General features: G+C 71.9%; 26 protein-coding genes and 1 pseudogene. 16 read left to right on the top strand and 11 right to left on the bottom strand.

The window, feature by feature from the left end; all coding sequences use genetic code 11:
* Positions 1–63 precede the first annotated feature (63 nt).
* Positions 64–1,962, top strand: coding sequence for a PAS domain-containing sensor histidine kinase (locus KHC27_RS04100; RefSeq protein ID WP_213335395.1), 1,899 nt, complete (start codon positions 64–66; stop codon positions 1,960–1,962).
* 97 nt (positions 1,963–2,059) lie between these two features.
* Here the strand turns inward: KHC27_RS04100 and KHC27_RS04095 are convergent, their stop codons facing one another.
* Positions 2,060–2,938: a LysR family transcriptional regulator gene (locus tag KHC27_RS04095; protein ID WP_213335392.1), complete on the bottom strand. Its 879-nt coding sequence runs from the start codon at positions 2,936–2,938 to the stop codon at positions 2,060–2,062.
* A gap of 164 nt (positions 2,939–3,102) precedes the next feature.
* On the opposite strand from KHC27_RS04095, the gene KHC27_RS04090 reads away from it, so the two are divergent.
* Complete coding sequence (locus KHC27_RS04090; protein WP_213335390.1) at positions 3,103–4,290, top strand: MFS transporter; 1,188 nt, start codon at positions 3,103–3,105, stop codon at positions 4,288–4,290.
* A gap of 195 nt (positions 4,291–4,485) precedes the next feature.
* Here the strand turns inward: KHC27_RS04090 and KHC27_RS04085 are convergent, their stop codons facing one another.
* Both KHC27_RS04085 and KHC27_RS04080 read right to left on the bottom strand, forming a co-directional pair.
* Entirely contained in the window at positions 4,486–4,701 is a 216-nt protein-coding gene (locus tag KHC27_RS04085; protein WP_213335388.1) for a hypothetical protein, read from the bottom strand.
* 271 nt (positions 4,702–4,972) lie between these two features.
* Positions 4,973–5,626, bottom strand: coding sequence for a response regulator transcription factor (locus KHC27_RS04080; protein ID WP_343210827.1), 654 nt, complete (start codon positions 5,624–5,626; stop codon positions 4,973–4,975).
* 780 nt (positions 5,627–6,406) lie between these two features.
* Between KHC27_RS04080 and KHC27_RS21990 the strand changes: the two genes are divergently transcribed.
* Positions 6,407–7,057 (top strand): AraC family transcriptional regulator, encoded by a 651-nt coding sequence (locus KHC27_RS21990; RefSeq protein WP_343210826.1) that lies wholly within the window; start codon positions 6,407–6,409, stop codon positions 7,055–7,057.
* A gap of 75 nt (positions 7,058–7,132) precedes the next feature.
* On the opposite strand, the pseudogene KHC27_RS22075 reads toward KHC27_RS21990, so the two are convergent.
* Positions 7,133–7,243: pseudogene (locus tag KHC27_RS22075) on the bottom strand (hypothetical protein); the annotation flags it as partial.
* A 178-nt stretch (positions 7,244–7,421) separates the two neighbouring features.
* Complete coding sequence (locus KHC27_RS04070) at positions 7,422–7,784, bottom strand: winged helix-turn-helix transcriptional regulator (RefSeq protein WP_213335384.1); 363 nt, start codon at positions 7,782–7,784, stop codon at positions 7,422–7,424.
* Between the two features lie 97 nt (positions 7,785–7,881).
* Here KHC27_RS04070 and KHC27_RS04065 point away from each other — a divergent pair, with 97 nt between their 5' ends.
* The 3 genes from KHC27_RS04065 to KHC27_RS04055 all read left to right on the top strand — a co-directional run bounded on the left by KHC27_RS04065 (position 7,882) and on the right by KHC27_RS04055 (position 9,665).
* Positions 7,882–8,208, top strand: coding sequence for a nuclear transport factor 2 family protein (locus KHC27_RS04065; RefSeq protein WP_213335382.1), 327 nt, complete (start codon positions 7,882–7,884; stop codon positions 8,206–8,208).
* Positions 8,205–8,987, top strand: a complete 783-nt coding sequence (locus KHC27_RS04060) for an SDR family oxidoreductase (RefSeq protein ID WP_213335380.1) — start codon at positions 8,205–8,207, stop codon at positions 8,985–8,987. The genes KHC27_RS04065 and KHC27_RS04060 overlap by 4 nt, the downstream gene beginning before the upstream one ends.
* 186 nt (positions 8,988–9,173) lie before the next feature.
* Positions 9,174–9,665, top strand: coding sequence for a hypothetical protein (locus KHC27_RS04055; RefSeq protein ID WP_213335377.1), 492 nt, complete (start codon positions 9,174–9,176; stop codon positions 9,663–9,665).
* A gap of 17 nt (positions 9,666–9,682) precedes the next feature.
* On the opposite strand, the gene otnC is transcribed toward KHC27_RS04055, so the two are convergent.
* Positions 9,683–10,396, bottom strand: a complete 714-nt coding sequence (otnC, locus tag KHC27_RS04050; protein ID WP_213335374.1) for a 3-oxo-tetronate 4-phosphate decarboxylase — start codon at positions 10,394–10,396, stop codon at positions 9,683–9,685.
* Between the two features lie 545 nt (positions 10,397–10,941).
* Here otnC and KHC27_RS04045 point away from each other — a divergent pair.
* On the top strand, positions 10,942–13,254 hold the full coding sequence (locus KHC27_RS04045; RefSeq protein ID WP_213335371.1) for a glucose/quinate/shikimate family membrane-bound PQQ-dependent dehydrogenase: 2,313 nt from the start codon (positions 10,942–10,944) through the stop codon (positions 13,252–13,254).
* 132 nt (positions 13,255–13,386) lie between these two features.
* On the opposite strand, the gene KHC27_RS04040 is transcribed toward KHC27_RS04045, so the two are convergent.
* Together KHC27_RS04040 and KHC27_RS04035 are read right to left on the bottom strand one after the other, a co-directional pair.
* On the bottom strand, positions 13,387–14,559 hold the full coding sequence (locus KHC27_RS04040) for a GGDEF domain-containing protein (protein ID WP_213335369.1): 1,173 nt from the start codon (positions 14,557–14,559) through the stop codon (positions 13,387–13,389).
* Between the two features lie 100 nt (positions 14,560–14,659).
* The gene (locus tag KHC27_RS04035) at positions 14,660–15,589 is read right to left on the bottom strand and encodes a LysR family transcriptional regulator (RefSeq protein ID WP_213335368.1); all 930 of its coding nucleotides are present in this window, start codon (positions 15,587–15,589) and stop codon (positions 14,660–14,662) included.
* A 145-nt stretch (positions 15,590–15,734) separates the two neighbouring features.
* Here KHC27_RS04035 and KHC27_RS04030 point away from each other — a divergent pair, with 145 nt between their 5' ends.
* The 4 genes from KHC27_RS04030 to KHC27_RS04015 all read left to right on the top strand — a co-directional run bounded on the left by KHC27_RS04030 (position 15,735) and on the right by KHC27_RS04015 (position 19,666).
* Positions 15,735–16,985, top strand: a complete 1,251-nt coding sequence (locus tag KHC27_RS04030; protein ID WP_213335366.1) for a cysteine desulfurase-like protein — start codon at positions 15,735–15,737, stop codon at positions 16,983–16,985.
* A gap of 33 nt (positions 16,986–17,018) precedes the next feature.
* Positions 17,019–17,996, top strand: coding sequence for an agmatinase (speB, locus tag KHC27_RS04025; RefSeq protein WP_213335364.1), 978 nt, complete (start codon positions 17,019–17,021; stop codon positions 17,994–17,996).
* Between the two features lie 198 nt (positions 17,997–18,194).
* The gene (locus KHC27_RS04020; RefSeq protein WP_213335362.1) at positions 18,195–19,103 is read left to right on the top strand and encodes a polysaccharide deacetylase family protein; all 909 of its coding nucleotides are present in this window, start codon (positions 18,195–18,197) and stop codon (positions 19,101–19,103) included.
* Between the two features lie 146 nt (positions 19,104–19,249).
* Entirely contained in the window at positions 19,250–19,666 is a 417-nt protein-coding gene (locus tag KHC27_RS04015; RefSeq protein WP_213335360.1) for a hypothetical protein, read from the top strand.
* A gap of 22 nt (positions 19,667–19,688) precedes the next feature.
* Here the strand turns inward: KHC27_RS04015 and KHC27_RS04010 are convergent, their stop codons facing one another.
* Positions 19,689–20,273 carry a tyrosine-protein phosphatase gene (locus KHC27_RS04010; RefSeq protein ID WP_213335356.1) on the bottom strand — a complete coding sequence of 195 codons (585 nt, stop codon included), beginning with the start codon at positions 20,271–20,273 and terminating at the stop codon, positions 19,689–19,691.
* Between the two features lie 187 nt (positions 20,274–20,460).
* Between KHC27_RS04010 and KHC27_RS04005 the strand changes: the two genes are divergently transcribed.
* From KHC27_RS04005 to KHC27_RS03990, 4 genes are read left to right on the top strand one after another with little or no spacing between them, the layout of a single operon-like run.
* Positions 20,461–20,733: a PepSY domain-containing protein gene (locus tag KHC27_RS04005; RefSeq protein WP_213335353.1), complete on the top strand. Its 273-nt coding sequence runs from the start codon at positions 20,461–20,463 to the stop codon at positions 20,731–20,733.
* Positions 20,734–20,747: 14 nt separating this feature from the next.
* On the top strand, positions 20,748–21,314 hold the full coding sequence (locus KHC27_RS04000) for a cytochrome b/b6 domain-containing protein (protein ID WP_213335350.1): 567 nt from the start codon (positions 20,748–20,750) through the stop codon (positions 21,312–21,314).
* 40 nt (positions 21,315–21,354) lie between these two features.
* Positions 21,355–22,032 carry a response regulator transcription factor gene (locus KHC27_RS03995; RefSeq protein ID WP_213335347.1) on the top strand — a complete coding sequence of 226 codons (678 nt, stop codon included), beginning with the start codon at positions 21,355–21,357 and terminating at the stop codon, positions 22,030–22,032.
* Positions 22,029–23,414 carry a sensor histidine kinase gene (locus KHC27_RS03990; RefSeq protein ID WP_343210825.1) on the top strand — a complete coding sequence of 462 codons (1,386 nt, stop codon included), beginning with the start codon at positions 22,029–22,031 and terminating at the stop codon, positions 23,412–23,414. Before KHC27_RS03995 ends, KHC27_RS03990 begins: the two co-directional genes overlap by 4 nt.
* Before the next feature lie 6 nt (positions 23,415–23,420).
* Here the strand turns inward: KHC27_RS03990 and KHC27_RS03985 are convergent, their stop codons facing one another.
* Both KHC27_RS03985 and KHC27_RS03980 read right to left on the bottom strand, forming a co-directional pair.
* A complete protein-coding gene (locus KHC27_RS03985; RefSeq protein WP_213335345.1) occupies positions 23,421–23,882 on the bottom strand; it encodes a YbaK/EbsC family protein in 462 nt (153 codons plus the stop codon).
* A gap of 135 nt (positions 23,883–24,017) precedes the next feature.
* Positions 24,018–24,530 (bottom strand): lysozyme inhibitor LprI family protein, encoded by a 513-nt coding sequence (locus KHC27_RS03980; protein WP_213335342.1) that lies wholly within the window; start codon positions 24,528–24,530, stop codon positions 24,018–24,020.
* Positions 24,531–24,618: 88 nt separating this feature from the next.
* Between KHC27_RS03980 and KHC27_RS03975 the strand changes: the two genes are divergently transcribed.
* Positions 24,619–25,761 (top strand): helix-turn-helix domain-containing protein, encoded by a 1,143-nt coding sequence (locus KHC27_RS03975; RefSeq protein WP_213335339.1) that lies wholly within the window; start codon positions 24,619–24,621, stop codon positions 25,759–25,761.
* Positions 25,762–25,768 lie beyond the last annotated feature (7 nt).

The raw sequence follows: 25,768 nt of genomic DNA, 5'->3' as shown, positions 1-25,768 counted from the left end.
CGGCGGCTTCGTCTGTATGATGGCAAACAGCTCCGGCTGATCCTTGCAACAGACGATGCCTCCATGCGCAGACAAGCCGCCCCGCCCGCCGGGGCACGCGCCGGCCGCCACGCCGGGGCCGCGGCGCTCGCCGCCGCGATCTTCGCCATCGACGCCTTCACCACGCTCGGCAGCGCGGTGGCTGTGCTCTATGTGCTGGTCCTCCTCATCGTCGGCGACACCACCTCCGAGCGGGCATTGCAGCTCTGGACGGCGGCCTGCGTCAGCCTCACGCTGGCGGGCTTCCTCCTGGTCCATGGCCACGACCCGCGTGTCGAGGCGGTGCTGCGGCTGCTGTTCAGCCTCGCCGCCATCGTCGCCACCTCCTTCATCCTCCTGAAGCGGCTCGGCGAGCGCGAGACCCTGGCGGCCCAGGCCGAACTGCTGGATGTCACCAGCGACGCCATGTACCTCTCCGACGCGCAGGGCTGCGTGATCTACTGGAACCGGGCCGCCGAGACGCTCTACGGCTGGTCCTCCGCCGAGGCCTGGGGCAAGGATGCCCACGTCCTGCTCTCGACCCGCTTTCCCCAGCCGCGCGAGGCCATCGCCACGGCGCTGGCCGCCTCCGGGAGCTGGGAGGGCGAGCTGACCCAGCGCACCCGCGACGGGCGGCTCATCCACGTTTCCAGCCGCTGGCGGCAGAAGGCGCGGATCGGCCGGCGCTCCGGCACGACGCTGGAGACCAACACCGACATCACCGAACGCCGGGCCGCGGTGGAGGCGCTGAAGAAGAGCGAGCAGCGCTTCCGCACCATCTTCGAAACCCTCGCCGTCGCCATCTGGGAGCACGACCTGCGCCCGCTCAAGGCGGCGCTCGCGAAGGCCCGGGCGAACGGCGTCGGCGACATGGCCGCCCATCTCCAGCAGAATCCCGCCTTCGTCCGCGCGCTGCGCCGCATGGTGCAGGTGACCGACGTCAACGGCACCGGCCTGAAGCTCATGGGCGTCGCCTCGCGCGAGGAGTTCTTCTCCCATCTCGACGAATTTCTCGCCGACCCCTCCGAGAGCTTCGTCGACTTCCTGCTGGCCCTCGACGCCGGGGCGCCGAGCTTCGAGGGCGAGGCGACGATCCGCACCCGGCGCGGCGAGGTGCTGCGCGTCATCGTCGCCTTCAACTTCCCGCCGGACGGCGCGCTGGAGCGGGTGCAGGCGAGCGTGCTGAACATCACCGAGCGGCTGAAGGTGCAGGAGGCGCTGCAGAACACCCGCGCCCAGCTGGACCACGCCCTGCGCGCCGCCACCATCGGCGAGGTCTCCGCCTCCATCGCCCACGAGATCAACCAGCCGCTCGCCGCCATCGTCACCAGCGCCGCCGCGGCGCGACGGTGGATGGAGCGCGACCCGCCGGAGCTCGGCGAGGTCCGCGCCGCGCTGGAGGAAACCTCGGCCGCGGCGCGGCGGGTGTCGGAGGTGGTGCGCCGGGTCCGCAGCTTCATGGCCAAGGTCGAGCCGGAACGCACCGCGCTGGAACTCGACGTGCTCGTGGACGAGACGCTGCACCTGCTGCGCAACGACATCGGCGCCCGCGGCGTCACCCTGACCGCGCGCCTCGAGGCGGCGGGCGCCCTCGTCCATGGCGACCGCATCCTGCTGCAGCAGGTCATCATCAATCTTCTCACCAATGCCGTGCAGGCGATGGAAACGGTCGGCCCGGAGCGCCGCGTGCTTTCGGTGCGCACCGCGCCCATGGACCGGGGGGTGCTGGTGGAGGTGGCCGACACCGGCCCCGGCTTCAGCGACGAGGCGGCGCACAAGGCGTTCGAGCCGTTCTTCACCACCAAGCGTCAGGGCATGGGCCTCGGCCTCGCCATGTGCCGCACCATCATCTCCGCCCATGACGGCGAGATCCGCATCGCCGCCGCCACACCCGGCGCCGGCGGCCGCGTCTCGCTCTGGCTGCCGCGGCCGGAGGCGGCCTGAGCGGCGGAGCGGTCCTCCGGCACACCCCGCGAGGCGCGGGCGGCGGGCGCCCGTTGGAGGACGCGCCGGCAATCGGCGCGCCGGGCGACGGCGCCGCTCAGCCCGGCGCGAGGCGGGCGGCGAGCGCCTCGATGAACAGCCGCACCCGCACCGGCACCATGCGGCGGGTGGGATAGACCGCCCAGATCGCCAGCGGCTCCGGCTCCGCGTCCTCCAGCGCCAGCGGCACCAGCGCGCCGCGCGCCACGTCCTCCCGCACGTCCCACTCCGACAGGTTGGCGATGCCGAGCCCGCCCCGGCAGGCCTCGTGCAAGGCGTCGATGGAATTGGCGCTGAAGCGGCCGGCGGCCTTGACCCGCCGGGTCGCCGCGCCGGTGCTGAACGACCAGTGCGGCGCGCCGCTCACGGTGAGGCATTCGTGCCGTTCCAGCTCGGCCAGCCGGGCCGGGCGGCCGGCCGCGGCGAGATAGGCCGGCGCCGCGACCAGCCGGCGCGGATTGTCGGCGAGCCGGCGCGCCACCAGCGTGCTGTCCTCCAGCAGGGCGATGCGGATGGCGAGGTCGAAGCCTTCCGCCACGATGTCGACCAGACTGTCGGAGAGCCGCAGGTCCACCGTCACCGCCGGGTGCGTGCGCATGAAATCGACCATCAGCGGCGCCACCACCTGCCGGCCGAAAGCGAGCGAGGCGGTGACCCGCAGCAGCCCGGCGGCGCGGCCCTCCCGCCCCTTGAGGCTCGCCAGGGCCGCGGCCTGCTCCTCCAGCAGCGCCTCGGCATGGGGCAGGAAGGCCAGCCCCTCCTCGGTGAGGGAGAGCGCCCGGGTGGTGCGCTGAACGAGGCGGGCGCCGAGCTCCTTCTCCAGCCCGGCCAGCAGCCGGGTCGCCGCCATCGGTGTGAGGCGCAGCCGCCGCGCGGCGCCAGCGAGGCTGCCGGCCGAGGCGGTCTCCACCAGCACCGCGAGGCTCTGGAAGTCCATTGTCACTATTCCCGTTATACTCGTGTATCGGATCGACCCACTATAACGCTTTTCGTGACGGTCTATCTTGCCTGCAACCCGATGGCCTGCCGCACCCAAACCGCGACGGGCCTGACAAAACCCCGCCGCCGCCGAGAGCGATGGCGGGCGCAGGAGAGACCCGCATGACAACGCATGACGCGGTGGACGAGGCGGCCGTGCTCGGCCCCATCGCCACCTTCTCGATGGCCGCCGCCGCCGGCGTCGCGGTGGCGAACATCTACTACAACCAGCCCATGCTCGCGGTGATCGAGCTCGACCTGCCCGGCGCCCTCACCGGCGCCGTGCCCACGGCGACGCAGATCGGCTACGCGCTTGGCCTGTTCCTGCTGGTGCCGCTCGGCGACCTCGTGGAACGGCGCCGGCTGATCGTCGCGCAGTTCCTGCTGCTGGCCGCGGCGATGGCGGCGGCGGCGATGGCGCCGGGCGGCGCCACGCTGGTGGCCGCCTCGCTGGCGGTCGGGCTGTCGGCGACGGTGGCGCAGCAGATCGTGCCGCTCGCCGCCCATCTCGCCGCCCCCGCCCGGCGCGGCGCGACGGTGGGCACGGTGATGGCCGGGCTGCTCGCCGGCATCCTGCTCAGCCGCACGCTGGCCGGCGTCGTCGCCGCGCATGGCGGCTGGCGCGAGATGTTCTGGCTCGCGGTGCCGATCGCGCTCGCCGCGGCGCTGCTGATGGCCATGGTGCTGCCGCACAGCGCGCCGGATTCCACCCTCTCCTATCGCCGCCTGCTGGGCTCGATCGGCCATTTGTGGATGGAGTTCGCGGCGCTGCGGCGCGCGGCGCTGACCCAGGCCGCGCTGTTCGCGGCGTTCTCCAGCTTCTGGACCATCCTCGCCTTCCGGCTGGCGGAGCCGCGCTTCGGCCTCGGCACCGAGGTGGCCGGGCTGTTCGGCCTGGTCGGCGCGGTCGGCATCCTCGCCGCCCCGCTGGCCGGCCGCTTCGCCGACCGGCACGGGCCGAGCCGGGCGGTGATGCTCGGCGCGCTCGCCACCCTCGCCTCCTGGCTGGTGTTCGGGCTGTGGGGTTCGCTGGCCGGGCTGGTCGCGGGGGTGATCCTGCTGGATTTCGGGGTGCAGACCGCGCTGGTCTCCAACCAGCACATCGCCTTCTCGCTGCGCCCCGCCGCCCGGGCCCGGCTTAACACGGTGCTGATGGGGGCGATGTTCGTCGGCGGCGCGGTGGGCTCGGCCGCGGCGACACTGGCCTTCGGCGCCGGAGGCTGGGGGGCGGTGCTGGCGCTCGGCACCGGCTTCGCCGCCGTGGGCACCGCGCTCCAGCTCGCGGGCCTTGCCCGCCGCACCGCCGGCTGAACGGCCGGCTCCCGGCGCCGTCGTGCCGGGAGCTTTCACGAGTACCGGCGCCGGCCGAAAGGTCCGGCCGGCCCCGAAGCCCGCAGACGACGGGGCGCGGCACGCTGCAGGCGGCGCCGCGCCTTCGCCGCGACCGGACACTGGCGCGACGGAACACTGGCGCTGCCGCGCGCGTCACCGGCAGCGCCGCGCGGGTCACTCCGGCAGCGCGGCGCGCTCCTTCAGCAGCGCGTCCAGCCGCTCCTGCTGCTCGGCGATGCGGGCGGCGCTGCGTTCCTCATCCTCGGCGCCAGAATAGGCAGCCGCCTGCTCGACGAGATCGCGCAGGTTCTCGCGCAGGTCGGCGATGCGCTGGTCAAGCTCGGCCGCGCTGGCGAGATGGGAGGGGACGGGATCGGTGGGAGACGTCATGGGGTTCCTCCTGTCGGTGCCGCGCCGGGGCCGGCGGTCCTGGTCGCGGTCGTAGCGGTCGGCACGTCCCTGCCGGGCCGGAGCCGGCCGATCCGTCGGCCCCTCCCTCCGGGGGCCGGCACGGGCCGGGCGGCTCAACCCGATCAGGCTTTAGCCCGGGAACACGGCGCGGTCGATGCACGAGATCAAGCGCCTCCCGCGCCGGCCGCGCGGCAAAGCCGGACGCCGCACCCCGCGCCGCCGGGGCCGGCGGCCGGTCAGCCCTTGGTGGTCAGCCCTTGGCGTGGGCAAGCCCCAGCGTCTCGGCCATCCGCACCAGATCGGCCAGCGAGGGCGCCTTCATCTTGCGCATCACATGGCCGCGATGAATCTTCACCGTGATCTCGCTGAGCCCGATCTCCGCCGCGATCTGCTTGTTCATCAGGCCGGAGGTGACCAGCGCCATCACCTGCTTCTCCCGCGGGGTCAGCGCTTCATAGAGCTGCTGCAGGTCGGAGATGGCGCGGCGGGCCTCGCGGCGGGCGCGGTCGAGTTCGAGCGCCGCCGCCACGGCGTCCAGCATGTCCTGGTCGCGGAACGGCTTGGTGAGGAAGTCCACGGCCCCCGCCTTCATCGCCCGCACCGACATCGGGATATCGCCGTGGCCGGTCATGATGATGATCGGCATGTCGCGGTCGGAGCGGGCGAGCTGGGCCTGGAAGTCGAGCCCGCTCACGCCGGGAAGGCGGATGTCGAGCACGAGGCAGCGGGGGCCTTCCGGCAAGGTGGCCGCCAGCAGCTCGGCCGCCGAGGCGAAGAGCTGCACCCGCAGGCCGACCGACCGGAACAGGCTGGACAGCGCGTCGCGCAGCGCGGCGTCGTCGTCCACCACGATCACCAGCGGCTCGGCGGGTTCGGGACGGCGGGGTTGCGGGCGCAGGGTCACGGGGCAGGTTCCTTCAGCACGGGAGGCACGATGTCGAACCGCATGCCGCGCGGGGCGCGGGCGTGGCGGCGGTCCGTCCGCCACGAGGGTATCCGGCGCGCGGCGGACACCGGAGGTGGCTGGTGCCGCCATCGGCCGGGGCCGGACACGCCGAAGGCAAGGGCGGCCACGCTGCGGCCACGCTCATGAATCCCCGCCCTGTGGTCCGCCGCCGGCCCGTACCGCCAAGGCCCCGGGCCGTGCCCGGGTGACGGATCCGATGCGACGCTGTCCACCATGCCTCCACGCGCTCCCCCTGCTGGTCCGGCCGAGCATCGGCCGGCGTCCCGCCTCAGGGCCGCACGGCGACGGCGGCGCAGACGGCGAACCGCGCCCACTAGGGACGATTCTCACGCGCAACGTCTATCGAGTTCCCACGCCGGGCGGCATCCCTGCGGGGACAGAGGCCGGGGCCGGCCGGCGGTTTGGGCCACTCGCCCGCCCTGCGCGAGGGACAAGGCGCGGGCGGCGGCGAATCCGGGCGATGATACCGCCACGCCGGCCGCGCCCTATACCTTGGTATGTGCGGGATGTACCGATCAACGGGGTGACGAACCCCACGTAGAATGGAGCCGCACCGCGGCTTCTCTAAGCTTCCTCCATCGCCGGTGAGCACCGCCCCCGCGGCTGACGGGCAAAGGCCTCGCGAGGACAGGCGCAGCGTCGCGCCTTCCCGCGCAGCTTCCGCCCCGGCCCGCGACGGCGTCGCTCGCTCCGCCCCGATGACGATGGAGAATGACCGTGTCCTTCCATGTCACGCTGCCTGCCGAAGGCCATGTCCGCCGCGACGGCGCGGCCCTGCGCCCCGCGCGGCCCGCCGCCGCCATGCCGCCCCTTCGCGCCCGCGATGTCGCGGCGCCGGAAAGCGTTGAAGCCATCGACCCGGCGATGCAGCGTTTGCTGGACGCGGTGCAGGCGGCCATGGCCGCCGCGGTGGCAGCCGGGGCCCTGCAGGATGACGCGCCGCGCCGCATCGTCGCCCGGCAGCTCGGCCTGCCGGCGCCCGAGAGCGCGCCGGCCCCGGCGATCCGGCGGGAGCCGCGGCGGCCGAAATCCGGCCTCGTCGCCTGGCGGATGAAGCGGGTCGTGGCCTTTGTCGACGCCCATCTCGCCCGCCCCATCGGTCTTGCCGACATGGCCCAGGCCGCCGGCCTCTCCCGCATGCACTTCGCCGCGCAGTTCCGGGTCGCCACCGGCCAGCGCCCGCACGAATATCTGCTGCGGCGCCGGATCGAGCGGGCCTGCCAGCTTCTTCTGGAAACCCGCACCCCGCTGGTGGAGATCGCGCTCGGCGTCGGCTTCCAGACCCAGGCGCATTTCACCACCGTGTTCCGCCGCTTCGTCGGCGACACCCCCCATCAATGGCGCTCCGCCCATCGCGGCCGGAACTGAGCGGGAGCGGAGGACGGGCTATAACCGCGCAGGGCTTCGCGACCTCGACCGGGCCCCACAACCTGACGGCGAACGTCACGCCAGGGGCGCTCGACACGGGCGGGAGGCGCGTTCCAGCAGACGGGAGGAGCGAACCTGATCGAGATCACCCTGGATATACAACCGCAGCATGTCTCCGGGATGATATCCGGGCCGCCCCGTCGCTGCGCTGGTCGCGCGCGCGAAGCCGAGGCCGCAAGATCAAGGCCGCCGACGACATCATCGACGACACGAACCAGAGCATCCGCGGCAATGTCGTCATCGACGCGACGTGGCGATAAGGCGACCCGTCCTCTGGCCATGCCTTCAATGAAGCTCATATTCCTCAGTCCTGACGTGTCGCTTCCTCGCGCTCCACGTCCGTGCTTTCCCGCTGCGCCGACCAGGTGAGCAGCGCGTCCAAAGCCGGGCACAGGGCCTGTCCCCAGTCCGTGAGGCAATATTCGACCTTCGGGGGCACCTGCTGGTGGACGATGCGGCGCACGATCCCGTCCTTTTCCATCTGCCGAAGCTGCTGGATGAGCATTTTCTGGGAGATTCCCGGGATCGCGCGCTCGAGATCGGAGAAGCGCAGAACATGCCCGCCAAAGAGGTGAAACAGGATCACCAGCTTCCAGCGCCCCTCGAGGAGCTTCAGCGCGTTCTCGATGCCCTGGGCTGCCGTTTCTCTCGTGTAGTGGTGTGACATACTTTTCAGTAAGTACCTTACTTTTTCGTGTGTTCTTGTGAATTTGGAAAGTTAGGTCATTTTCGATACCGAGACAAGATCAACCCGGAGATCGATCATGCCCGTCGCACTACCTAAGCCCATAGCCAAGTACTTTGCCGCGGATGCGACGGATGGTGCGGCGATCGCCGAATGCTTCACGGCCGATGCCGTGGTGATCGACGAGAAGAAGACGTACACAGGGCGCGACGCGATCGCGGCCTGGAAGCTCGAGGCATCCGCGACATACGATTATGTCGCCGAACCCGTCGCCGTTGACGATCAGGACGACAGGATCATCGTCACCGCCCATCTCACCGGGAATTTTCCGGGGAGCCCCGTGGACCTTCGCTACGCGTTCACGCTCTCTGGTGATGCGATCGCCCGGCTGGAGATCGTCCTATGAGCTTCGATCTTGGCCTTGATGGGAAACGTGCCCTCGTGACAGGCGGCACCAAGGGGGCGGGCGCAGCGGTCGTTCAGGCATTGGCGGCCGCTGGCGCGCGTGTCGTGGCAACGGCCAGGACCGTGCCCAAGAAGGGAACGGGGAACATCCGTTACATCGCAGCCGACCTGTTGACCTCACAGGGTTGCACCAAGGTCGCCAAGGACGTGCTTCAGACATTCGGCGGCATCGACATCCTCGTCAATATGCTTGGAGGATCGAGCGCGCCGGCAGGCGGCTTTGCGGCATTGACCGATGAGGAATGGCAAAAGGAGATCAATCACAATCTCATGCCTGCCGTCCGGCTCGATCGGACGCTGCTTCCGTCGATGATCACGCAGGGATCAGGCGTCATCATCCATGTGACGTCGATCCAGCACGAACTGCCGCTGCCGGAATCGACGACGGCCTATGCAGCAGCGAAAGCGGCTCTGTCGACCTACAGCAAGAGCCTGTCAAAGGAAGTGACCCCCAGGGGCATCCGCGTTGTTCGCGTGTCGCCGGGCTGGATCGAGACAGACGCCGCTGTGGCGCTCGCGGAACGGCTCGCGCGGGAGGCCGGAACCGACTATGAGGGCGGCAAGAGGATCATCATGAATTCGCTCGGCGGCATTCCGCTCGGTCGACCCGTCAGGCCCGGTGAGATCGCCGATCTGATCGCCTTCCTGGCATCGCCGCGCGCCGCAGCCATAACCGGCACCGAATATGTCATCGATGGCGGAACGGTTCCCACTGCGTGAGGCTTCAGAGCGCGGCGGCGGCGTCTCCTCCCCGAGTTTCAGCACAAGCCGAGGGTGATCGCTCCCACGGCTCCTCTGTCCGCGGCCACCCTCGCAGACCGGGCGACCGGACCCTATCTCCGGAGCACCCCCCTCATGCCGGCGGCCGGCGCCCTGCCGGCCGCGCCCGGCCGTGGAACCCTCCCGATGCGTATCTTCGCCCTGCCGCTGTTTCTTTTTCTCGCCTGTGCCGGTGCTCCGGCGCAGGCGGCCGAGCCGGCCCCGCTCTGCCCGTTCATGACCCAGCCGGAGGCGCTGCCGACCCTCGGCGATCTCCGCCGGCAGATGCCGAAGGGTGACGGGCTGGACGACCCCGCCCGGCTTGCGGAGCTGGTCGACACTTTCCGCCGCGACGGCGCCGCGCCGGGAACCGTGGTCGACCATCTCATCGCCGCGCATTGCCCGGCCATCGCCAATGATCCCGCCCTCGGCGGCGAGGAGAAGGCGCGGCGTCTGCGCCAGTTCGCCGCCCGGGTGGCGGCGGCGGTCTATGGCTGGGCGCCCGACGACCGCGTGATCGTCGATCTCGCCCTGCCCCCGGCGACGCTGGAGGCGGCGGCGAGCCGGGCGCGGGAGAGCGGCCAGAGCCTGTCGCACTGGCTGGAATCCGCCGTCACCCGCGCCGCCGGCACGCCCTGAGGCGGGCGCGGCCCGCCTCAGCCGTGGTGGTGGTGGTCGGGGTGGTTGCAGGCCGGGCCGTCGCAGCCGGCATGGCCAGCGTCGGGCTCGGGCAGCGTCAGGCCGAACACCGCGGTGAGGTCCGCCACCTGTGCCGGCGAGAGATAGCGCGGGTTCAGCCCGCGCAGCAGCAGATAGAGCTTCGCCGTCTCCTCCAGCTCCTCCGCCGCGAACACCGCGCCCTCCAGCGATTCGCCGGCCACCACCGGGCCGTGATTGGCGAGCAGCACCGAGGAATAGCGCCCGCCGAGCCCGCGTATGGCGTCCGCCACCGCCGGGTCGCCCGGGCGGTAATAGGGCACGAGGGCGGTCTGCCCCGCCCGCATGAGGTAATAGGGCGTCATCGGCGGCAGCACCGCGCGCGGGTCGATCTCCGGCAGCATCGAGACCGCGACCGAGTGGGTGGAGTGCAGGTGGACGATCGCCCGCGCCGGCCCCCGCGTCTCATAGACCGCCGCGTGCAGCGGAATCTCCTTGGTCGGGCGGTCGCCGGCGAGCAGGTGGCCCTGGGCGTCCAGCCGCGACAGCCGGGCGGGATCGAGGAAGCCGAGCGAGGCGTTGGTGGGCGTCACCAGCCAGCCGCCATCCTCCAGCCGCACGCTGATATTGCCGGAGGAACCGGGCGTGAGCCCGCGCTCGAACAGCGAGCGGCCGAACAGGCAGATCTCCTCGCGGAGCTTGGTCTCGGTCATGGCAGTGTCCTGTTGCGGGCCGCGATGGGGCCCTGAAGGGTTCGAGGCCGGGTTCGAGCGCGCCCGCCATGTGCCGGCGTCCCGGCCGGCGGCGCGGGAACCCGCACCGGCGCCATCCCCGCCAAAGCGGGCGGCGGTGGAGCGGGGATGGCGCGGGCCGGCGCCACGGCGTTCCACGTGCGGTGCCGCGCGCGGTTCCGCGCACGAGCGGCGCGTCGGCCGTCACCCCGACCGTGCCACCACCGCTCCGCCATCCGCCGCCGCATCGCCCTCGCCTTCGCCTTGGCCCGCCGTCCGCCGCCGCATGACCGCCCCGCCTTCGGGAGCCGGGCACCGGCCACGCCTTCCCGTTACCGATACGGAAACCTCGTTGGCAGCGCTGCCAACAGCATACATTTCTCCGCCGCTTCGTCCAACCGGCCGCCTCTCCGGCCGTGGCCGGGCAATGGGAGCCTTCCTTCTCCACGGAACGCATCGCGGCGCGGCCCGTTAACCCGCATCGGGCGCCCGCGCCCCGACCCCGGCACAGGCTCGGCACAATCCCCATGCGCGTTCTCACCACCCTTCTCCTGGGCCTCATCGGCCTGTTCCTGCTCGGCGGCGGCGTCTGGCTGATCGCGCTCGGCGGCAGCGGGTTCTACGCCGCGCTGGGCCTTGGCCTCGTCGCCTGCGCCTACCTCGTCTGGCGGCGGAACCGGCACGCACGGCTGCTCTACGCCCTGCTGGTCGCGGCGACGCTGGGCTGGGCGCTGTGGGAGGTCGGGCTGGACTGGTGGCCGCTCGGCACCCGCGGCGGGCTCGTCATCCTGCTCGGGCTGTGGCTGCTCACCCCGTGGGCGGTGGGCGGGCTGCGCCGCTGGGATGCCGGCCGCGTGGCGCTGGCGGCGGTGATCCTGGTCAGCCTCGGCGTGGCCGGCGCCTCCCTGCTGCGCGACGAGCAGCGGCTGGAAGGCCGGCTGGCGGACAGCGGCTCCGGCACCGCCGGCACCCTCGACCCCACCCCCGCCGGGGAGTGGCAGCATTACGGCCGCACCCTCGCGGGCCAGCGCTACACCCCGCTGACCCAGATCACCCCCGAGAACGTGGGCAACCTCGAGGTCGCCTGGACCTACCGGACCGGCGACGTGCGCGGCCCCGACGACGTGACCGAGACCACCTATCAGGTGACGCCGCTGAAGGTCGGCGAGCTGCTCTATCTCTGCACCCCGCACAACATCGCCATCGCGCTCGACGCCGCCACCGGGCAGGAGCGCTGGCGCTTCGACCCCAAGGGCGGGCTGGACAGAAACCGCCAGCACCAGACCTGCCGCGGCGTTTCCTATTTCCGTGACACCGCCAATCCCGGGGCCGCCTGCGCGGCGCGCGTGTTCCTGCCCACCTCGGACGCCCGGCTGATCGCGCTCGACGCCGCCAGCGGCGAGGTGTGCCCCGGCTTCGGCGAGGGCGGCACGGTGAATCTGTGGGCCAACATGCCGAACCAGCGCAGCGGCTTCTACTATTCCACCTCGCCGCCGGCGGTGGTGAACGGCCTCGTCATAATCGGCGGGGCTGTGAACGACAATTACGCCAACGAGTCCCCCTCCGGGGTGATCCGGGCCTATGACGCGCGCAGCGGCGCCCTGGTGTGGAACTGGGATTCCGGCAATCCCGACCGCACCACCCCGCTCGCCGCGGGGGAGACCTACACCCCCAATTCGCCCAACAGCTGGTCGGTGTTCAGCGCCGATCCGGCGCTCGGCCTCGTCTATATCCCGCTCGGCAACCGCACCCCGGACCAGCTCGGCATGGACCGCAGCCCGGCGGTGGAGCGGTTCTCCTCCTCCATCGTCGCGCTGGACGTCGCCACCGGGCAGGTGCGCTGGGTGCGCCAGACCGTGCATCACGACCTGTGGGACATGGACGTGCCGGCCCAGCCGGTGCTGATCGACCTCACCACCGCCGCCGGCCCGGTGCCGGCGCTGGTCGGCCCCACCAAGCAGGGCGACATCTTCGTGCTGGACCGCCGCACCGGCGAGCCCATCGTCCCGCTGCACGAGGTGCCGGCGCCCGGCGGCGCGATCGCGGGCGACACCACCTCGCCGACCCAGCCGGTGTCCGAGCTGAGCTTCAACCCGCCGCCGCTGCGCGAGGCCGACATGTGGGGCGCCAGCCTGCTGGACCAGCTCGCCTGCCGCATCAAGTTCCGCTCGCTGCGCTATGAGGGGCGCTACACCCCGCCCTCGCTGGAGGGCACGCTGGTCTATCCCGGCAATTTCGGGGTGTTCAACTGGGGCTCGGTCGCGGTGGACCCGGTGCGGCAGGTGATGTTCGGCATGCCGACCTATCTCGCCTTCACCTCGCAGCTGGTGCCTTCCGAGGATATTTCGGCCGACGAGCAGGCCAATTCCAGCGAGGCCGGGCTGAACGTGAACGAGGGCGGCGCCTATGGCGTGCGGATGGGTCCCTTCGTCTCCCCGCTCGGCCTGCCCTGCCAGGCGCCGCCCTGGGGCTATGTCGCCGGCGTCGACCTGAAGACCGGCGCCAAGGCGTGGATGCACCGCAACGGCACCATCCGCGACGCCGCCAGCGTGGCGCTGCCGCCGCTCAAGCTCGGCGTGCCCGGCATTGGCGGGCCGATCCTCACCGCCACCGGCGTCGCCTTCCTCGCCGCCACGATCGACGACTACATCCGGGCCTATGACGTGCACACCGGCGCGCAGATCTGGCAGCAGCGGCTGCCGGCGGGCGGGCAGGCGACCCCGATGAGCTACGAGGCGGGCGGGCGCCAGTTCGTGGTGCAGGTCGCCGGCGGCCATGGCTCGCTGGGCACCCGCGCCGGCGACTATGTCATCGCCTACGCGCTCCCGGCCCAGCGCTGAGCGCGCGGCCCAAGCGCACAACCCAAGCGCGCGGCCCGAACGCCCGCCGCCGGCACCACGCCGGGGGCGGGCCCCGCCATCGACCAAGCCACGCGGCAGGCGCCCGCGCCCGGACCACGGCCCGGCGCGGGATCAGACGCCGGGCGGCGGGTTCTCGGCCCGCGCCACCTCAGGCATGGCGGCGGCCCCCGCCGGCGGGGCCGGCGGGCCGCTCATCACACGGTTGCGGCCTTCCGCCTTCGCCCGGTACATCGCGACATCGGCGTCGCGCAGCACGGCGTCGACGCTCTCGCCGACATGTCGCGCCACCGCGACGCCCACCGAAACCGTCACCGCCACCCGCACCCCGCCGAGGTCCACCTGCAAAGCCGCGACGGCGGCCCGCAGCCGTTCCCCCACCGCGGCGGCGGCGGCAAGCCCGGTGGCCGGCAGCAGCACGGCGAACTCCTCGCCGCCGATCCGCGCCACCATGTCGCCGGGCCGCAGCGGCACGCGCAGCGACCGCGCCACGGCCGCCAGCACGAGGTCGCCGCCGCCATGGCCGAAGCGGTCATTGATCGACTTGAAATGGTCGACATCGACAAAGACGACGGCGAAGGGCTCCGGCGTCGCCTGCGGCGCGCCGGCGGGCCGGATCACCGCCTCGCGGAACGCGCGCAGATTGGGAAGGCCGGTGAGCGGGTCCTGCCGCGCGGCGGCATCCAGGGCCGCGTTCTGCGCCGCCACAAGGTCCAGCGCCGCCCGCGCCTGCCGCTCGAACACGTGGAAGAAAAGCCCGCAGAATCCTATCGACAGCAGGAAGCTCGACACCGCCAGCGGCGACACCGCGAATGCCCCCTGCGCCATCGCCACCGCCAGCACCACGGAGGCCGCGACGATGCTGAGCCAGCCGGCCCGCCGTCCGAGGATGAGGAACGCACCGCCCGTCAACGGAAAGAACAGCAGCATCCGGAACTGATCGTCCGACACCAGGAACTGGGCCGAGGTTGCGAGGACGAAGGCACCGGACAGATAGGCCCAGCCGATCGGGACCGCCCGCTCCGGCCAGCGCTGCAGCGCCAGCAGCAGGACGAGATTGAACCCGACGAACAGGACGTTGTTGCGGCCCTGCGGCGGGTCCATCGCCAGCAGGCCGAGGCCCGAACCGCTCAGGATCACCGCACCCCAAACGACCGTCGCGATCATCGCGGTGCGCAGGAAGCGGTGGCGCAGGACATCGACCGGCTCGGCACCCTGGCCCAGCGGCAACGCCGCGGCGCCGGCCGGTGACGAGGCGCTGGCCCCGCTGTGTTGCCTCAACGTCATGCTGCACCATTCCCCCCGGCACCGGGACCACCCCGCGCCGCCATAAAGGCAACCGTCCGACTTCCGTGCACCCCTTCGGCATGCCGCCGCCCCTTCCGCCTCACTCCGGCCCCAGCACATCCGTGCCGGCGGGCCCGGGAGGCGCGGCCCGCTCCGCAACCCGGTTGAGGAAGGCGCGCACCAGCAGGTTCTCCTCCGCGCCGCTACGGTGGATGAGGAAAAAGGGCGAGAAGAAGTCGCCCGGTTCCTCGGTGTCGACCCGGCACAACCCGCCGTCGCGAAAGCCTTCGGCATAGTGCACCGGTAGATATCCGATGAAACGGCCGGATCGGATCAGTAGCGCCTGCGCTTCCATGTGCTCGACGATCGCGGAGGGGCGCATCTGGCCGAAGCGCTGGAGGTCGAGCCGCTGGAGATAGCGCCGGGCGACGAAGGGCTCGCGGCGGATCAGGCTCGCCGGCACCCGCGCCCGTCCGGCGAAGCCGTGGCCCGCGCCGCAGTACAGCGCGTGCCGCTCGCGGAACAGCGGGACATAGACCAGCCCCGTCGCCGGCCGCGACACCGGGCCGATGGTGAGATCGCGCGTGCCCTCGCTCACCAGCCGCTCGATGTCGATCGGCGAATCGACGAACACCTCGATCACCGCCGAGGGAGCCCGCTCGCTGAAGGCGGCGAGCAGCCGCGAGAGGTCCCAGAAGGCGTTGGTAGCGATGGCGTCCACCGTGCCGAGCCGCAGCACGCCCTTCAGCTCGCCGGAGATCGAGGCCGTGGTGTTCTGGAACCGGTCCACCGCCGCGAAGAGATCAATGCAGGCGTCGTGCGTGCGCTGGCCGGCCCGGGTCAGGGCGAAGCCGGCGCGGCCGCGGTGGCACAGCCGGAAGCCGAGCCGCTTCTCCAGCTCGGCGAGCTGGGTCGAGACGGTGGACTGCGAGAGGTTGAGGCTCGCCTGCGCCCCCACCAGCCCGCCGGCATCCACCACCGCCTTGAACACCCGCAGCAGCCGGAAATCGATGTCGGATAGCCTGCGCATGCGCCCTCGCCGCTCCGCGCCCGCCCGGGACGCCGACGCAGGATACATCGAAACCAGCGATGCAAGGACGCCTCATATCCTCTTTTCCGAAGCCCGCCGCTGCCGCAGCCTGCGCAGGGAAACGGGCACGGCGGCGGAGGCAGGCATGGCGGCACGGTGGGATATGGAGGCGGTGCGGGCGGCCTTTCCGGGGCTCGCGGTGCGCGACGAGGGCCGCGCGCGGCTCTATGCCGACGCGCCGGCCGGCACCCAGGTGGCGGCGCGCTGCCTGGAGCGGATGAACCGCGCCCTGGTCGAGAGCTGCGCCAATGACGGCGGCAGCTTCCGCACCTCCCGCGCCGCCGAGGCGCTGATGCTGGAGGCCCATGCCGGCGCCGGTGCCCTGTTCAACGCCGGGGCGGACGAGATCGTGTTCGGCCTCAACACCACCTCGCTGTTCTTCGCCTTCGCCTACATGCTCTCGCGCGACTGGAAGACCGGCGACGAGATCGTGCTGACGCGGATGGACCACGACGCCAATGTCGCGCCCTGGCTCACCATGGCGCAGGAAAAGGGCGTCACCGTCCGCTGGCTCGACTTCAGCCCGGAGAGCTTCGAATACGACTATGCCGCGCTGGACGGGCTGATCGGGCCGCGCACCCGCCTCGTCGCCTGCAGCCACGCCAGCAACCTGCTCGGCACCATCAACGACGTCGCCCGCATCGTCGCCGCCGGCCGCGCCGCCGGGGCGGTGACGGTGGTGGACGCGGTGCAGTCCGCCCCGCACCTGCCGGTCGACGTGAAGGCGATCGGCTGCGACATCCTCTGCGCCTCGGCCTACAAGTTCTTCGGCCCCCATGCCGCGGTGCTCTACCTCGCCCCGGCGCTGCGCGACCGGCTGACGCCGCTGAAGGTGCGGCCCTCCCCCGCCGCGATGCCGTGGCGCTTCGCCCCCGGCACCCCCTCCTTCGAGGCGCAGGCCGGCACGCTCGGCGCCATCGAGCACATGGCCGGGCTCGGCGCGACCCTGGGCGGGGCCGACCCCGCCGCCCCGCTGCGCGAGCGGATCGTGGCGGGCTATGCCGCCGCCATCGCCCATGAGGCGGAGCTGATGCGGGTTTTCCTCGACGGCGCCGCCGCCATTCCCGGCCTCACCCTCTACGGCCTTTCCAGCCCGAACCGGCTGGAAGGGCGGGTGCCGACCTTCTCCTTCCGCCTGCCGGGCAAGCACCCCGCCGCGGTGGCGCAGGCGCTGGCGGACGAGAACATCTTCGCCTGGGCCGGCAGCTTCTACGCCCAGGAGGCGGCCGGGCGGCTCGGCATCGGCCCCGGCGGCGGCGTCAACCGCGTCGGCCTCGCCCATTACAACACCGCCGACGAAGTGCGGCGGCTCCTCGGCGCCCTCGCCGCCGCCTGAACGCCTTTTCCCGACCACCCGTGAGCGATCCTGATGACCGACCGCAAGAACAGCTACGAGACCGGCCGCCTCAACCTGCCCTTCGTGGGCATCTGCACCTTCGGCAAGAACCCCTACCAGCCGGACTGGGACGCGATCGAGGCCGACGTCGCCATTCTCGGCGCGCCGTTCGACTTCGGCACCCAGTGGCGCGCCGGCGCCCGTTTCGGGCCCCGCGCGATCCGCGAGGCGTCCACCCTGTTCTCCTTCGGCCATGGCGGCGCCTATGACCATGAGGACGACGTCACCTACCTGCCGGCGGACAAGGTGCGCATCGTCGACATCGGCGACGCCGACATCGTCCACACCGACACCACCCAGAGCCACGCCGCCATCGAGGCGGGGGTGCGCGCCATCCTGAAGGCCGGCGCGCTGCCGGTGGTGCTCGGCGGCGACCATTCGGTCAACATTCCCTGCATCAACGCCTTCTCCGACGACTGCGCGGAAAAGGGGCCGATCCACCTCGTGCAGATCGACGCCCATCTCGACTTCGTCGACGAGCGCCACGGCGTGCGCTACGGCCACGGCAACCCGATGCGCCGCGCCGCCGAGAAGCCCTATGTCTCCGGCCTCTCGCAGTTCGGCATCCGCAACGTCTCCTCCACCGCCAAGGAAGGCTATGACGACGCCCGCGCCATGGGCTCGGACATCCTGTCGGTGCGGCAGATCCGCAAGCTCGGGGTCGAGGCGGTGCTGGAGCGGGTGCCGGCCGGCCAGCGCTATTACGTGACCATCGACATTGACGGCTTCGACCCGTCCATCGCGCCGGGCACCGGCACGCCGAGCCATGGCGGCTTCATCTATTACGAGGTGCTGGAGCTGCTGGCGGGACTGGCGAAGCGCGGCACCATCGTCGGGGTCGACCTCGTGGAGGTGGCGCCGGACTACGACCACACCGGCTCCACCGCCATCCTCGCCGCGCAGATCCTGATGAACCTCATCGGCCGCATCATGCACGCCCGGGAGGGCTGAGCCCCAAGGGCGGGCGGCGGACGGCGCGCGGGGGGGCATCGGGTTCTTGGCACCCGGCTCCGCCCGCCTCCCCCGCAGGCCCATCTTCCCCGCCCGGCCTACCCCCGCCGGCTTGCCATGACCCGGCCTTGCCCCCGCCCGGCCTTGCCCTTGCACGGCTCTTGCAGGCCCGTTGCCGCCTCTCTCCCGGAGTTCCCGATGATCAAGAACCCCATCCCCTGGCCCAACGGGGCGAAATGCGCGGCCTGCGTCACCTTCGACATGGATGCCGACAGCCTCATCCATCTCGACTACCCCACTGACGGCAACAACCGCGTCTCCGCCATCTCCATGCTGCGCTACGGCCCCACCGTCGCGGTGCCGCGCATCGTCGAGACCTACCGGCGGCTCGGCATCCGGCAGACCTTCTTCGTCCCGGCGTGGTGCATGGAGCAGTACCCCGAGGCGGTGGAGGCGATCCTCGCCGGCGGCAACGAGATCGGCCACCACAGCTACATCCACGAGAATCCGGTGGGCCAGACCCGCGAGGACCAGGCCCACTGGCTCGACGTGGCGAGCGCGGTGCATGTGCGGATGACCGGGCGGGCGCCGCGCGGCTGGCGGGCGCCGCTCTACAATTTCTCGGCGGATTCGCTCGACCTGCTGCTGGAGCGGGGCTTTGCCTACGATGCCTCGCTGATGGGCGACGACGTGCCCTATCTGCTGGAAAGCCGGGCCACCGGCGAGCGGCTGGTGGAGCTGCCGAGCCACTGGGGCCTCGACGACTGGCCGCAGTTCGTCCAGTCGATGGACCTCGACTACATGATGCCGATCCGCGCCCCGTCCGACGGCTTCCGCATCTTCGCCGAGGAATTCGAGGCGGCCTATCTCTATGGCGGCCTCTGGGTGCCGGTGGTGCACCCCTTCGCCACCGGCCGGCTGGCCCGCTGGCACGTGGTGGCGCAGTTCCTCGAAAAGCTGCGCGAGCGCGGCGACGTCTGGTTCGCGCCGATGGAGGAGATCGCCGCCCATGTGCGGCATGTCATCGCGACCGGGGACTACCAGCCGCGGATCGAGCGCATCCCCCAATATGCCGCGCCCGTCGGCAAAGCCTTGCCCCGCCGCTGATCCGTGGCCCGGCGGCCCGGCACGCCGGGGCGAAGCCGGGCCCCGGCCGCCGGGACCCGGCCCCGGTACGGGCTGATCCAGGTCATGGAGGTGAGGAACGCGATCGCCTAGAAATGGTTGTGGGTTACTACCGAAGGAGTTCTCCCATGACACGTTCCCTCACCCGCCTCGCCGCCGCCGCCGGCCTCGCCAGCCTCGTCTCCATCGGCATGGCCAGCTCGGCCTTCGCCCTCACCGGCGCCGAATTCCTCGCCCAGTACAACAAGGACGGCGACCAGACGCTGGAAATTCCCGAGGCGATCGACCTCGGCACCAAGACGTTCCACGCCATCAATCCCGACGGCGACACCACGCTGGAGCCGGACGAGACCGAAGGCCGCCTGACCAAGAAGGACTGGGCCAAGATCAACAAGGACGGCGACCAGACCCTCGAGCTGGACGAGTATCTCTCGCTGGTGCGCGCCCGCTTCAACGCCGCCGACAAGAACAAGGACGGCAAGCTGACCGCCAAGGAACTGGACTCCAAGGCCGGCCAGAGCCTGCTCAAGCTCATCGTGAAGTAAGCCGTCCGGCCCTCGGCGCGGCTCAGTCGGCGGGATAGCCGAAGCTCGGCTCCAGCCGGTCGAAGGTCGCGTCCATCGCGTAATACGGCATGAAGGGCAGGCCGAAATGGCCGTAGCGCAGCGAAAGCTGCGCCTCGGCCGTGACCTCGTCGGCCTTCTTCAGCGCGGCGAGGTAGAGCGCCGAGGCGAGCCCGGTGCGGTCGGAGCCGGAGCGGCAGTGGATCAGCACCGGGCGGGGCGCGTCCTTCATCTCCGCGAGGAAGGTCGCGACCTGCGCGTCGGTCAGCTCGCGGCGGGCCGACCATGGCAGGTCGATCAGCCGGATTCCGGCGGCCGCGGCGATGCGGGATTCCTCGCGGTACCACGCCTGCGATTCCGCGGCGCCGCGCAGATTGACGATGGTGCGGATGCCGTGCGTGGCGATGACGTCCGTGAGCCGGCCCGGCGAAAGCGTGGCGGAGCGGTAGAGTTCGCCCTCGATCACGGCATGGACATTGCCAGTCAGGTAATACCACCCGGCATAGCCGCCAGCCGGCAGCAGTAGCGCCAGGAGCGCAAAGGCGAGCCCGCGGCTCCACGCCCTCAGCCGGCCGGTCCTTCGCGCCATCACGGTACTCCCCACACAAGCGCGTAGTTCTAGCGCGGGAAACCTGTCGGAATCCTGTCGGCCGCGCAATACCGCCCGGCGGTAACCCGGCCGGCGGCCATCGTGCCGGCCCGACAGCCGGCCGACAGCCGGGGCAGCCTATCCCTTGCGGCGTCGGCAGCGACCGACACAACGAAAGGGAAACACCATGCGCATCATCACCGCCGCCCTCGCCGCCACCCTGATCGCCGCGCCCGTCGCCGCGATGGCCGGCCCGGTCTGCACCACCGAGGCCAAGGACAAGTGGATGACCGAGGACGCCATGAAGGCCAAGGTCGCCGAGATGGGCTATCAGAAGATCAAGACCTTCAAGACCACCGGCTCCTGCTACGAGATCTACGGCTACACCAAGGACAACCGGAAGGCCGAAGTCTACTTCAACCCGGTGACCGGCGCCGTCGTGAAGTCCGAGATCGACTGACCCCGTACCGCACCATGGTCACCCAGGACACGCCGGCCGGGACGCAGCAGCGCCCGGCCACGGCCACCGCGACGGTCCCGGTGTGGGACCCTCTGGTGCGCCTCTTCCACTGGACCGTCGTGGCGGGCTGCGTGCTGAACCTGTTCGTCGTGGAAGACGGCGGGCGGGCGCACAAGGTGATCGGCTACGCCGTCGCCGCCGCCCTCGTCATCCGCTTCGTCTGGGGCTTCATCGGCACGCCCCATGCGCGCTTCTCCGATTTCGTGCCCGGCCCGACCCGGCTGGCACGCTACCTCGCCGCGCTGGTCCGGGGCCGCGAGCCCCGCACGCTGGGCCACAACCCGGCGGGGGCGGTGATGATGCTGGCGCTGATGGCGCTGCTCGCCGGCGTCAGCGTCACCGGCTGGATGATGGGGCTCGACGCCTTCTGGGGCGCCGACTGGCTGGAGGAGCTTCACGAGACCCTGGCGAACGCCATCCTCGTGCTGGCCCTGTTCCACGCCGCGGCGGCGCTGTTCGAGAGCTGGCGCCACCGCGAGAATCTGGTCTGGTCGATGGTGACGGGCCGGAAAAAAGCCTAGAGATGAAGCCGATGGGTACCGTGGCCGGGGGGCCGACGCCGTGAGGCTGCTGCTGATCGAAGACAGCCCGCGCCTGCGCGAGCTGGTGGGGGAGACCATCCGCGATGCCGGCTGGCGGCTCGACGCCGTCGGCAGCGCGGCGGAGGCCGAGGCGGCGATGGAGGGCGAGGAATACGACCTCATCCTGCTCGACCTCGGCCTGCCCGACGGCGACGGCCTCGACCTGGTGCGCGGCCTGCGCCGCCGCCGCCGCATGACGCCGGTGCTTGTCATCACCGCCCGCGGCGCGGTGGACGAGCGCATCGCCGGGCTCGACGCGGGCGCCGACGACTACCTCACCAAGCCGTTCAACAATGGCGAGCTGCTGGCCCGGGCCCGGGCGCTGCTGCGCCGCGCCCCGCTGGCGGTCGCCCCGGTGCTGGAGGCCGGGGCGCTGCGCTTCGACCTCGCCACGCTGGAGGTGAGCTGCGCCGGCGCCGCCATCGCGCTCACCCCGCGCGAGCGCGCGGTGCTGGAAATCCTGATGCGCGACCTCGGCCGCGTCACCGCCAAGCGGGTGCTGGAGGCCAAGCTTTCCGGCTTCGACGAGGAGATGTCGACCAACGCGGTTGAGCTGCTGCTCTCGCGTATCCGCAAGAAGCTCGCCGCCCATCCCACCGGCACCGCGATCGAGACCGTGCGCGGGGTCGGCTACATGCTGCGCGAGGTTCCGGGGTGAGCGCGCGGGCGCGCCCGCTCGCCAGCCTGGTCGCCCGGCGCATCGTGCTGTTCGCGGCGCTGGCGATGCTGGCCCAGCTCGCCGCCGTGCTGTGGGAATATGTCCGCGAGCCGGACAACCTCGCCCGGCTGCTGCTGGAGCGCGAGACCGAGGCGCTGGCCGCGGGCTTCAGCCTGCATGACGGCCGGCTCGGCTACGAGCTGCCGGCGGGGCTGCGGGCGCGCTACGGCCGTGAGGGCTCGGGCTATGTGGCGCGGGTGCGCACCGCCTCCGGCGTGATCCTCTACTCGCAGTGCGATGAATCCTGCACCGAGCATTTCCTGCCCCTCGAGCTGAACCCGCCCTCGTTCTGGATGCGCATGCGCGGCGAGGGCTACCCGCTCTCCTTCGCCGGCGGCCACACGGTGGAGATCGGCGCGCGAAGCGCCTTCATCGAGCTGGCCATCGACCGCGACCCGCAGCACGCGGTGTGGCGGGTGCTGGCGGACGAGGCGGTCGACCACATGCTGGTGCCGATGTCGCTGACCCTGCTGTTCGTGCTGGGGGCCAGCCTCTATTCCATCCGCGCCGCGCTGCGCCCGGTGCGGGAGGCGGCGGAGGCGGCGGACCGGCTCGACCCGATGCAGCCCGAAGGCGGGCTCGACACCGCCGGCATGCCGCTGGAGATCGCCCAGCTCGCCGGCGCGGTGAACCGCTCCTATGCCCGGGTGCGCGACCTCGTGTCCGGGCAGAAGCTGTTCACCTCGGCCATCGCCCATGAGATCCGCACCCCGCTCGCCATCGTGCGGCTGGAGCTGGAGCGGATCGACCATCCCCGGGCCCGCAAGGCGCTGGCGGAGCTGGACGAGCTCTCGCGCTTCATCGACCAGATCCTCGCCCTCGCCCGGCTGGAGGCGGCCGACCGGCGCGGCTTCGTGCCGATCGCGCTCGATCCCTTCCTGGAAGAGATCGTCGGCTCCATGGCCGGTCTGGTGTTCGAGCGGGGCGGCAGCATCGGCTTCGAGCCCTCCGACAACCCGGTGGTGGAGGGCCAGCCGGCGCTGCTGCGCGACGCGGTGCGCAATCTGGTGGAGAACGCGGTGCGCCATGCCGGGCCGGGGGTCGCGATCCTCGTCGCCTCCGAGCCCGGTGGCGCCATCGTGGTGAGCGACGACGGGGTCGGCTTTTCCGCCCCGCCCCGCCCGGACGCGCCGGGCTTCTACAAGCGCGCCGGCGGGCTCGGCATCGGGCTGGAGATCGTCCGCCGCGTCGCCGCGCTGCACGGCGCCGGCTTCACCATCGCCGGCGGGGCGGCCGGGACGCCGCCGCGCGGCACGCGCGCCCGCATCGCCTTCCCCGGCCGGATCGACCGGCCCGCCGGCACCGAGCCCCCGGCCGGCTGAGGCGGTTCAGGACTGGCAGGCATCCACCCACTGCGCGCCGACCAGCCGCGCCATCCGCTCCGGCGCGATGCGCAGGGCGCTGGTGGTGGAGCCCGCCGCCGGCACCACCTCGTCGAACGCCCGCAGCGACACGTCGCAATAGACCGGCAGCGCCGTGGCGAGGCCGAACGGACACACCCCGCCGACGGGATGGCCGGTGAGCGCCGCCACCTCGACGGGATCGAGCAGGCTCGCCTTGCCGCCGAAGGCCGCCTTGGCCTTGCGGTTGTCGAGCCGGGCATCCCCGCGCGTGACCAGAAGGAAGCGGCGCTCGCCGACCCGCAGCGACAGCGTCTTGGCGATCCGGGCCGGCGCGACGCCATGGCCCTCGGCCGCCTCGGCCACCGTGGCGGTCGAGCTTTCCAGTTCGATGATGGCGATGTCCGGGGCGTGGACGGCGAGAAAGGCGCGGACGGATTCGACACTCATGACACCAGCCTGCCACGCCAGCCCACCGGTTGTCAGCGGCAGATCCGCCCCCGAGGCACGTCACGCCGGGGCGAAGCGCTCACGAACCACCTTCCCCCGGCCAGCGATTCCCGAGGCGCCGCCTTCCCGTCCCCCTCAGTTCGGGGCGTAGCGTTCCAGCAGTTCGCGGGTGCGGGCCTGCGTCAGTTCCAGCGCGCATTGCTGCTGGGCGGCGGTGGTGCCGCTGCCATTGTGCCACTCCGCCGCCACCAGCTCGAACCGGCAGTCGGCGTCGCGAAAGGCGAGCCACGCCTTCTGCGCCGCCAGCAGATGGGCCTTCCACGCCGCCTTCTGGTCGGCCGGGGTGTCGGGATCGGCGGCGATGAGGCCGTTGACCTTCTTCCACGCCGCGTTCAGGGCGGCGTCGGCCTTGGCGAATTCGGTCGCGAGGCAGTCGGTCAGGGCATAGCCGCCGGCCTCGGCACAGGGCGCCGCCGGGGCGGACGGCGACGCGACGGGCGCCTGCGCCCATGCCGGCGCCAGCACCAGCGCGGCCGGCGCCGCCAGCAGCAGCCGGGCCAGCACCGGCAGCCCCCTCAGCCGTGACAGGAAAGGCGCCGTCGGCTCGCGGGACGGCCCCGGCCCGCGGGGAAGAAAACACCTATCCATAGATCACCCTGCGTCACGTCGTTGGCCCGTTCGATCCTTGTTATGGTGCGCGGGTGGACGAACGCCACCCCCGCCCGGACCCCGGCCCATGGATGCCATCCTGCCCGATGACCTGATCGGCCATCTCTACGATGCGGCGGTCGACGCGCGGCTGTGGCGCGGCACCGCCGGGCACATCGCCCGCGCCTTCGATTCCACCAGCGCCGTCGTCAAGGTCCACGGCGCCGCGGGCGAGGTGGAGCTGCTGGAAACCACGGACAACATGGTCGTGCCCGCGCAGAAGCGGGCCTGGACGGAAGACTGGCACCGCCGCGACCTCTGGGTCCAGCGCAGCGTGGCGCACGGCATGGACCGGATCGTCACCGCCGAGATGCTGGTGTCGCCGGAGGAGCAGCGCCGCAGCGGCTTCTATCGGGAATGGCTGGCGGCCTTCGACATCTTCCATCTGGTCGGCGCCGCCTTCACCCTCGGCGATGGCGCGGTGGGCGTGCTCGGCATTCACCGGCCGGAATCCGCGCCGGCCCATGACGCGCGGGACCGCCACGCCGCGGCGCTCCTGCTGCCGCACCTCGCCCGCGCCGTGCGGCTCGGCCGCCACCTGGGGAAGGCGAGCCTCGCGCAGGCCGCCGCCCTCGACGCGCTGGACCGCCTCGACACCGGGGTGCTCGTGCTCGACCGGCGCGGCCGGATCGTCCATGCCAACGCGCCGGCGGAAGAGAGCCTGCGCGGCAGCGTCGATCTCGGCGTGCTGCACGGGCGCTTCTATCTGCGGGACCCGCTGCTTCAGGACCGCTTCGCCCTCGCGCTGCGCGCCGCGCTGGCCGCGGCGGGCAGCGGACCGGCCGGCACCGCCCCGCCGGCCCTCGCCATCGCCCGGGCGGGACGACTGCCCCTGACCCTGACGCTGGCCCCGCTGCGGCCGCGCTGGTCTCCGGGTCCCGATCCCGGGCCGCTCGCCCTCGTTTTCCTGAAGGACCCCGAGCGCCCCTCGCTCCACCACGACCGGCTGCGGGAGCTGTTCGGCCTCACGCCCACGGAAGCCGCGATCGCGGCGGAGCTCGGCGCCGGCCGGTCGGCGGAGGAGATCGCCAGCCGCCAGGGCATCGGCCTCGGCACGGTGCGCTGGCACCTGAAGAACATCCTCGCCAAGACCGGCACCCGCCGGCAGGCAGAGGCCGCCGCCCTGCTGGCGCGCAGCGTCGCGGCCCTGCCGGCGCACGACGCTCCCTGAGCCCTCC

Source organism: Ancylobacter lacus, from assembly GCF_018390635.1.
Taxonomy (GTDB): Bacteria; Pseudomonadota; Alphaproteobacteria; order Rhizobiales; family Xanthobacteraceae; genus Ancylobacter; species Ancylobacter lacus.
Note: the sequence above shows the minus strand (reverse complement) of the source record. Positions and strands in the feature narration are given on the sequence as shown.

Excerpts from the sequence above, each read along its gene's own strand:
- KHC27_RS04085 (WP_213335388.1), bottom strand. The coding sequence starts at position 4,701 with ATGACGTCTCCCACCGATCCCGTCCCCTCCCATCTCGCCAGCGCGGCC.
- KHC27_RS04000 (WP_213335350.1), top strand. The coding sequence starts at position 20,748 with ATGGTCACCCAGGACACGCCGGCCGGGACGCAGCAGCGCCCGGCCACG.
- KHC27_RS04030 (WP_213335366.1), top strand. The coding sequence starts at position 15,735 with ATGGCGGCACGGTGGGATATGGAGGCGGTGCGGGCGGCCTTTCCGGGG.
- KHC27_RS04005 (WP_213335353.1), top strand. The coding sequence starts at position 20,461 with ATGCGCATCATCACCGCCGCCCTCGCCGCCACCCTGATCGCCGCGCCC.
- KHC27_RS04045 (WP_213335371.1), top strand. The coding sequence starts at position 10,942 with ATGCGCGTTCTCACCACCCTTCTCCTGGGCCTCATCGGCCTGTTCCTG.
- KHC27_RS04010 (WP_213335356.1), bottom strand. The coding sequence starts at position 20,273 with ATGGCGCGAAGGACCGGCCGGCTGAGGGCGTGGAGCCGCGGGCTCGCC.
- KHC27_RS04095 (WP_213335392.1), bottom strand. The coding sequence starts at position 2,938 with ATGGACTTCCAGAGCCTCGCGGTGCTGGTGGAGACCGCCTCGGCCGGC.
- KHC27_RS03980 (WP_213335342.1), bottom strand. The coding sequence starts at position 24,530 with ATGGATAGGTGTTTTCTTCCCCGCGGGCCGGGGCCGTCCCGCGAGCCG.
- KHC27_RS04070 (WP_213335384.1), bottom strand. The coding sequence starts at position 7,784 with ATGTCACACCACTACACGAGAGAAACGGCAGCCCAGGGCATCGAGAAC.
- KHC27_RS04015 (WP_213335360.1), top strand. The coding sequence starts at position 19,250 with ATGACACGTTCCCTCACCCGCCTCGCCGCCGCCGCCGGCCTCGCCAGC.
- KHC27_RS04040 (WP_213335369.1), bottom strand. The coding sequence starts at position 14,559 with ATGACGTTGAGGCAACACAGCGGGGCCAGCGCCTCGTCACCGGCCGGC.
- otnC (WP_213335374.1), bottom strand. The coding sequence starts at position 10,396 with ATGACCGAGACCAAGCTCCGCGAGGAGATCTGCCTGTTCGGCCGCTCG.
- KHC27_RS04035 (WP_213335368.1), bottom strand. The coding sequence starts at position 15,589 with ATGCGCAGGCTATCCGACATCGATTTCCGGCTGCTGCGGGTGTTCAAG.
- KHC27_RS04020 (WP_213335362.1), top strand. The coding sequence starts at position 18,195 with ATGATCAAGAACCCCATCCCCTGGCCCAACGGGGCGAAATGCGCGGCC.
- KHC27_RS04060 (WP_213335380.1), top strand. The coding sequence starts at position 8,205 with ATGAGCTTCGATCTTGGCCTTGATGGGAAACGTGCCCTCGTGACAGGC.
- KHC27_RS04100 (WP_213335395.1), top strand. The coding sequence starts at position 64 with ATGCGCAGACAAGCCGCCCCGCCCGCCGGGGCACGCGCCGGCCGCCAC.
- KHC27_RS03975 (WP_213335339.1), top strand. The coding sequence starts at position 24,619 with ATGGATGCCATCCTGCCCGATGACCTGATCGGCCATCTCTACGATGCG.
- KHC27_RS03985 (WP_213335345.1), bottom strand. The coding sequence starts at position 23,882 with ATGAGTGTCGAATCCGTCCGCGCCTTTCTCGCCGTCCACGCCCCGGAC.
- speB (WP_213335364.1), top strand. The coding sequence starts at position 17,019 with ATGACCGACCGCAAGAACAGCTACGAGACCGGCCGCCTCAACCTGCCC.
- KHC27_RS04055 (WP_213335377.1), top strand. The coding sequence starts at position 9,174 with ATGCGTATCTTCGCCCTGCCGCTGTTTCTTTTTCTCGCCTGTGCCGGT.
- KHC27_RS04065 (WP_213335382.1), top strand. The coding sequence starts at position 7,882 with ATGCCCGTCGCACTACCTAAGCCCATAGCCAAGTACTTTGCCGCGGAT.
- KHC27_RS04090 (WP_213335390.1), top strand. The coding sequence starts at position 3,103 with ATGACAACGCATGACGCGGTGGACGAGGCGGCCGTGCTCGGCCCCATC.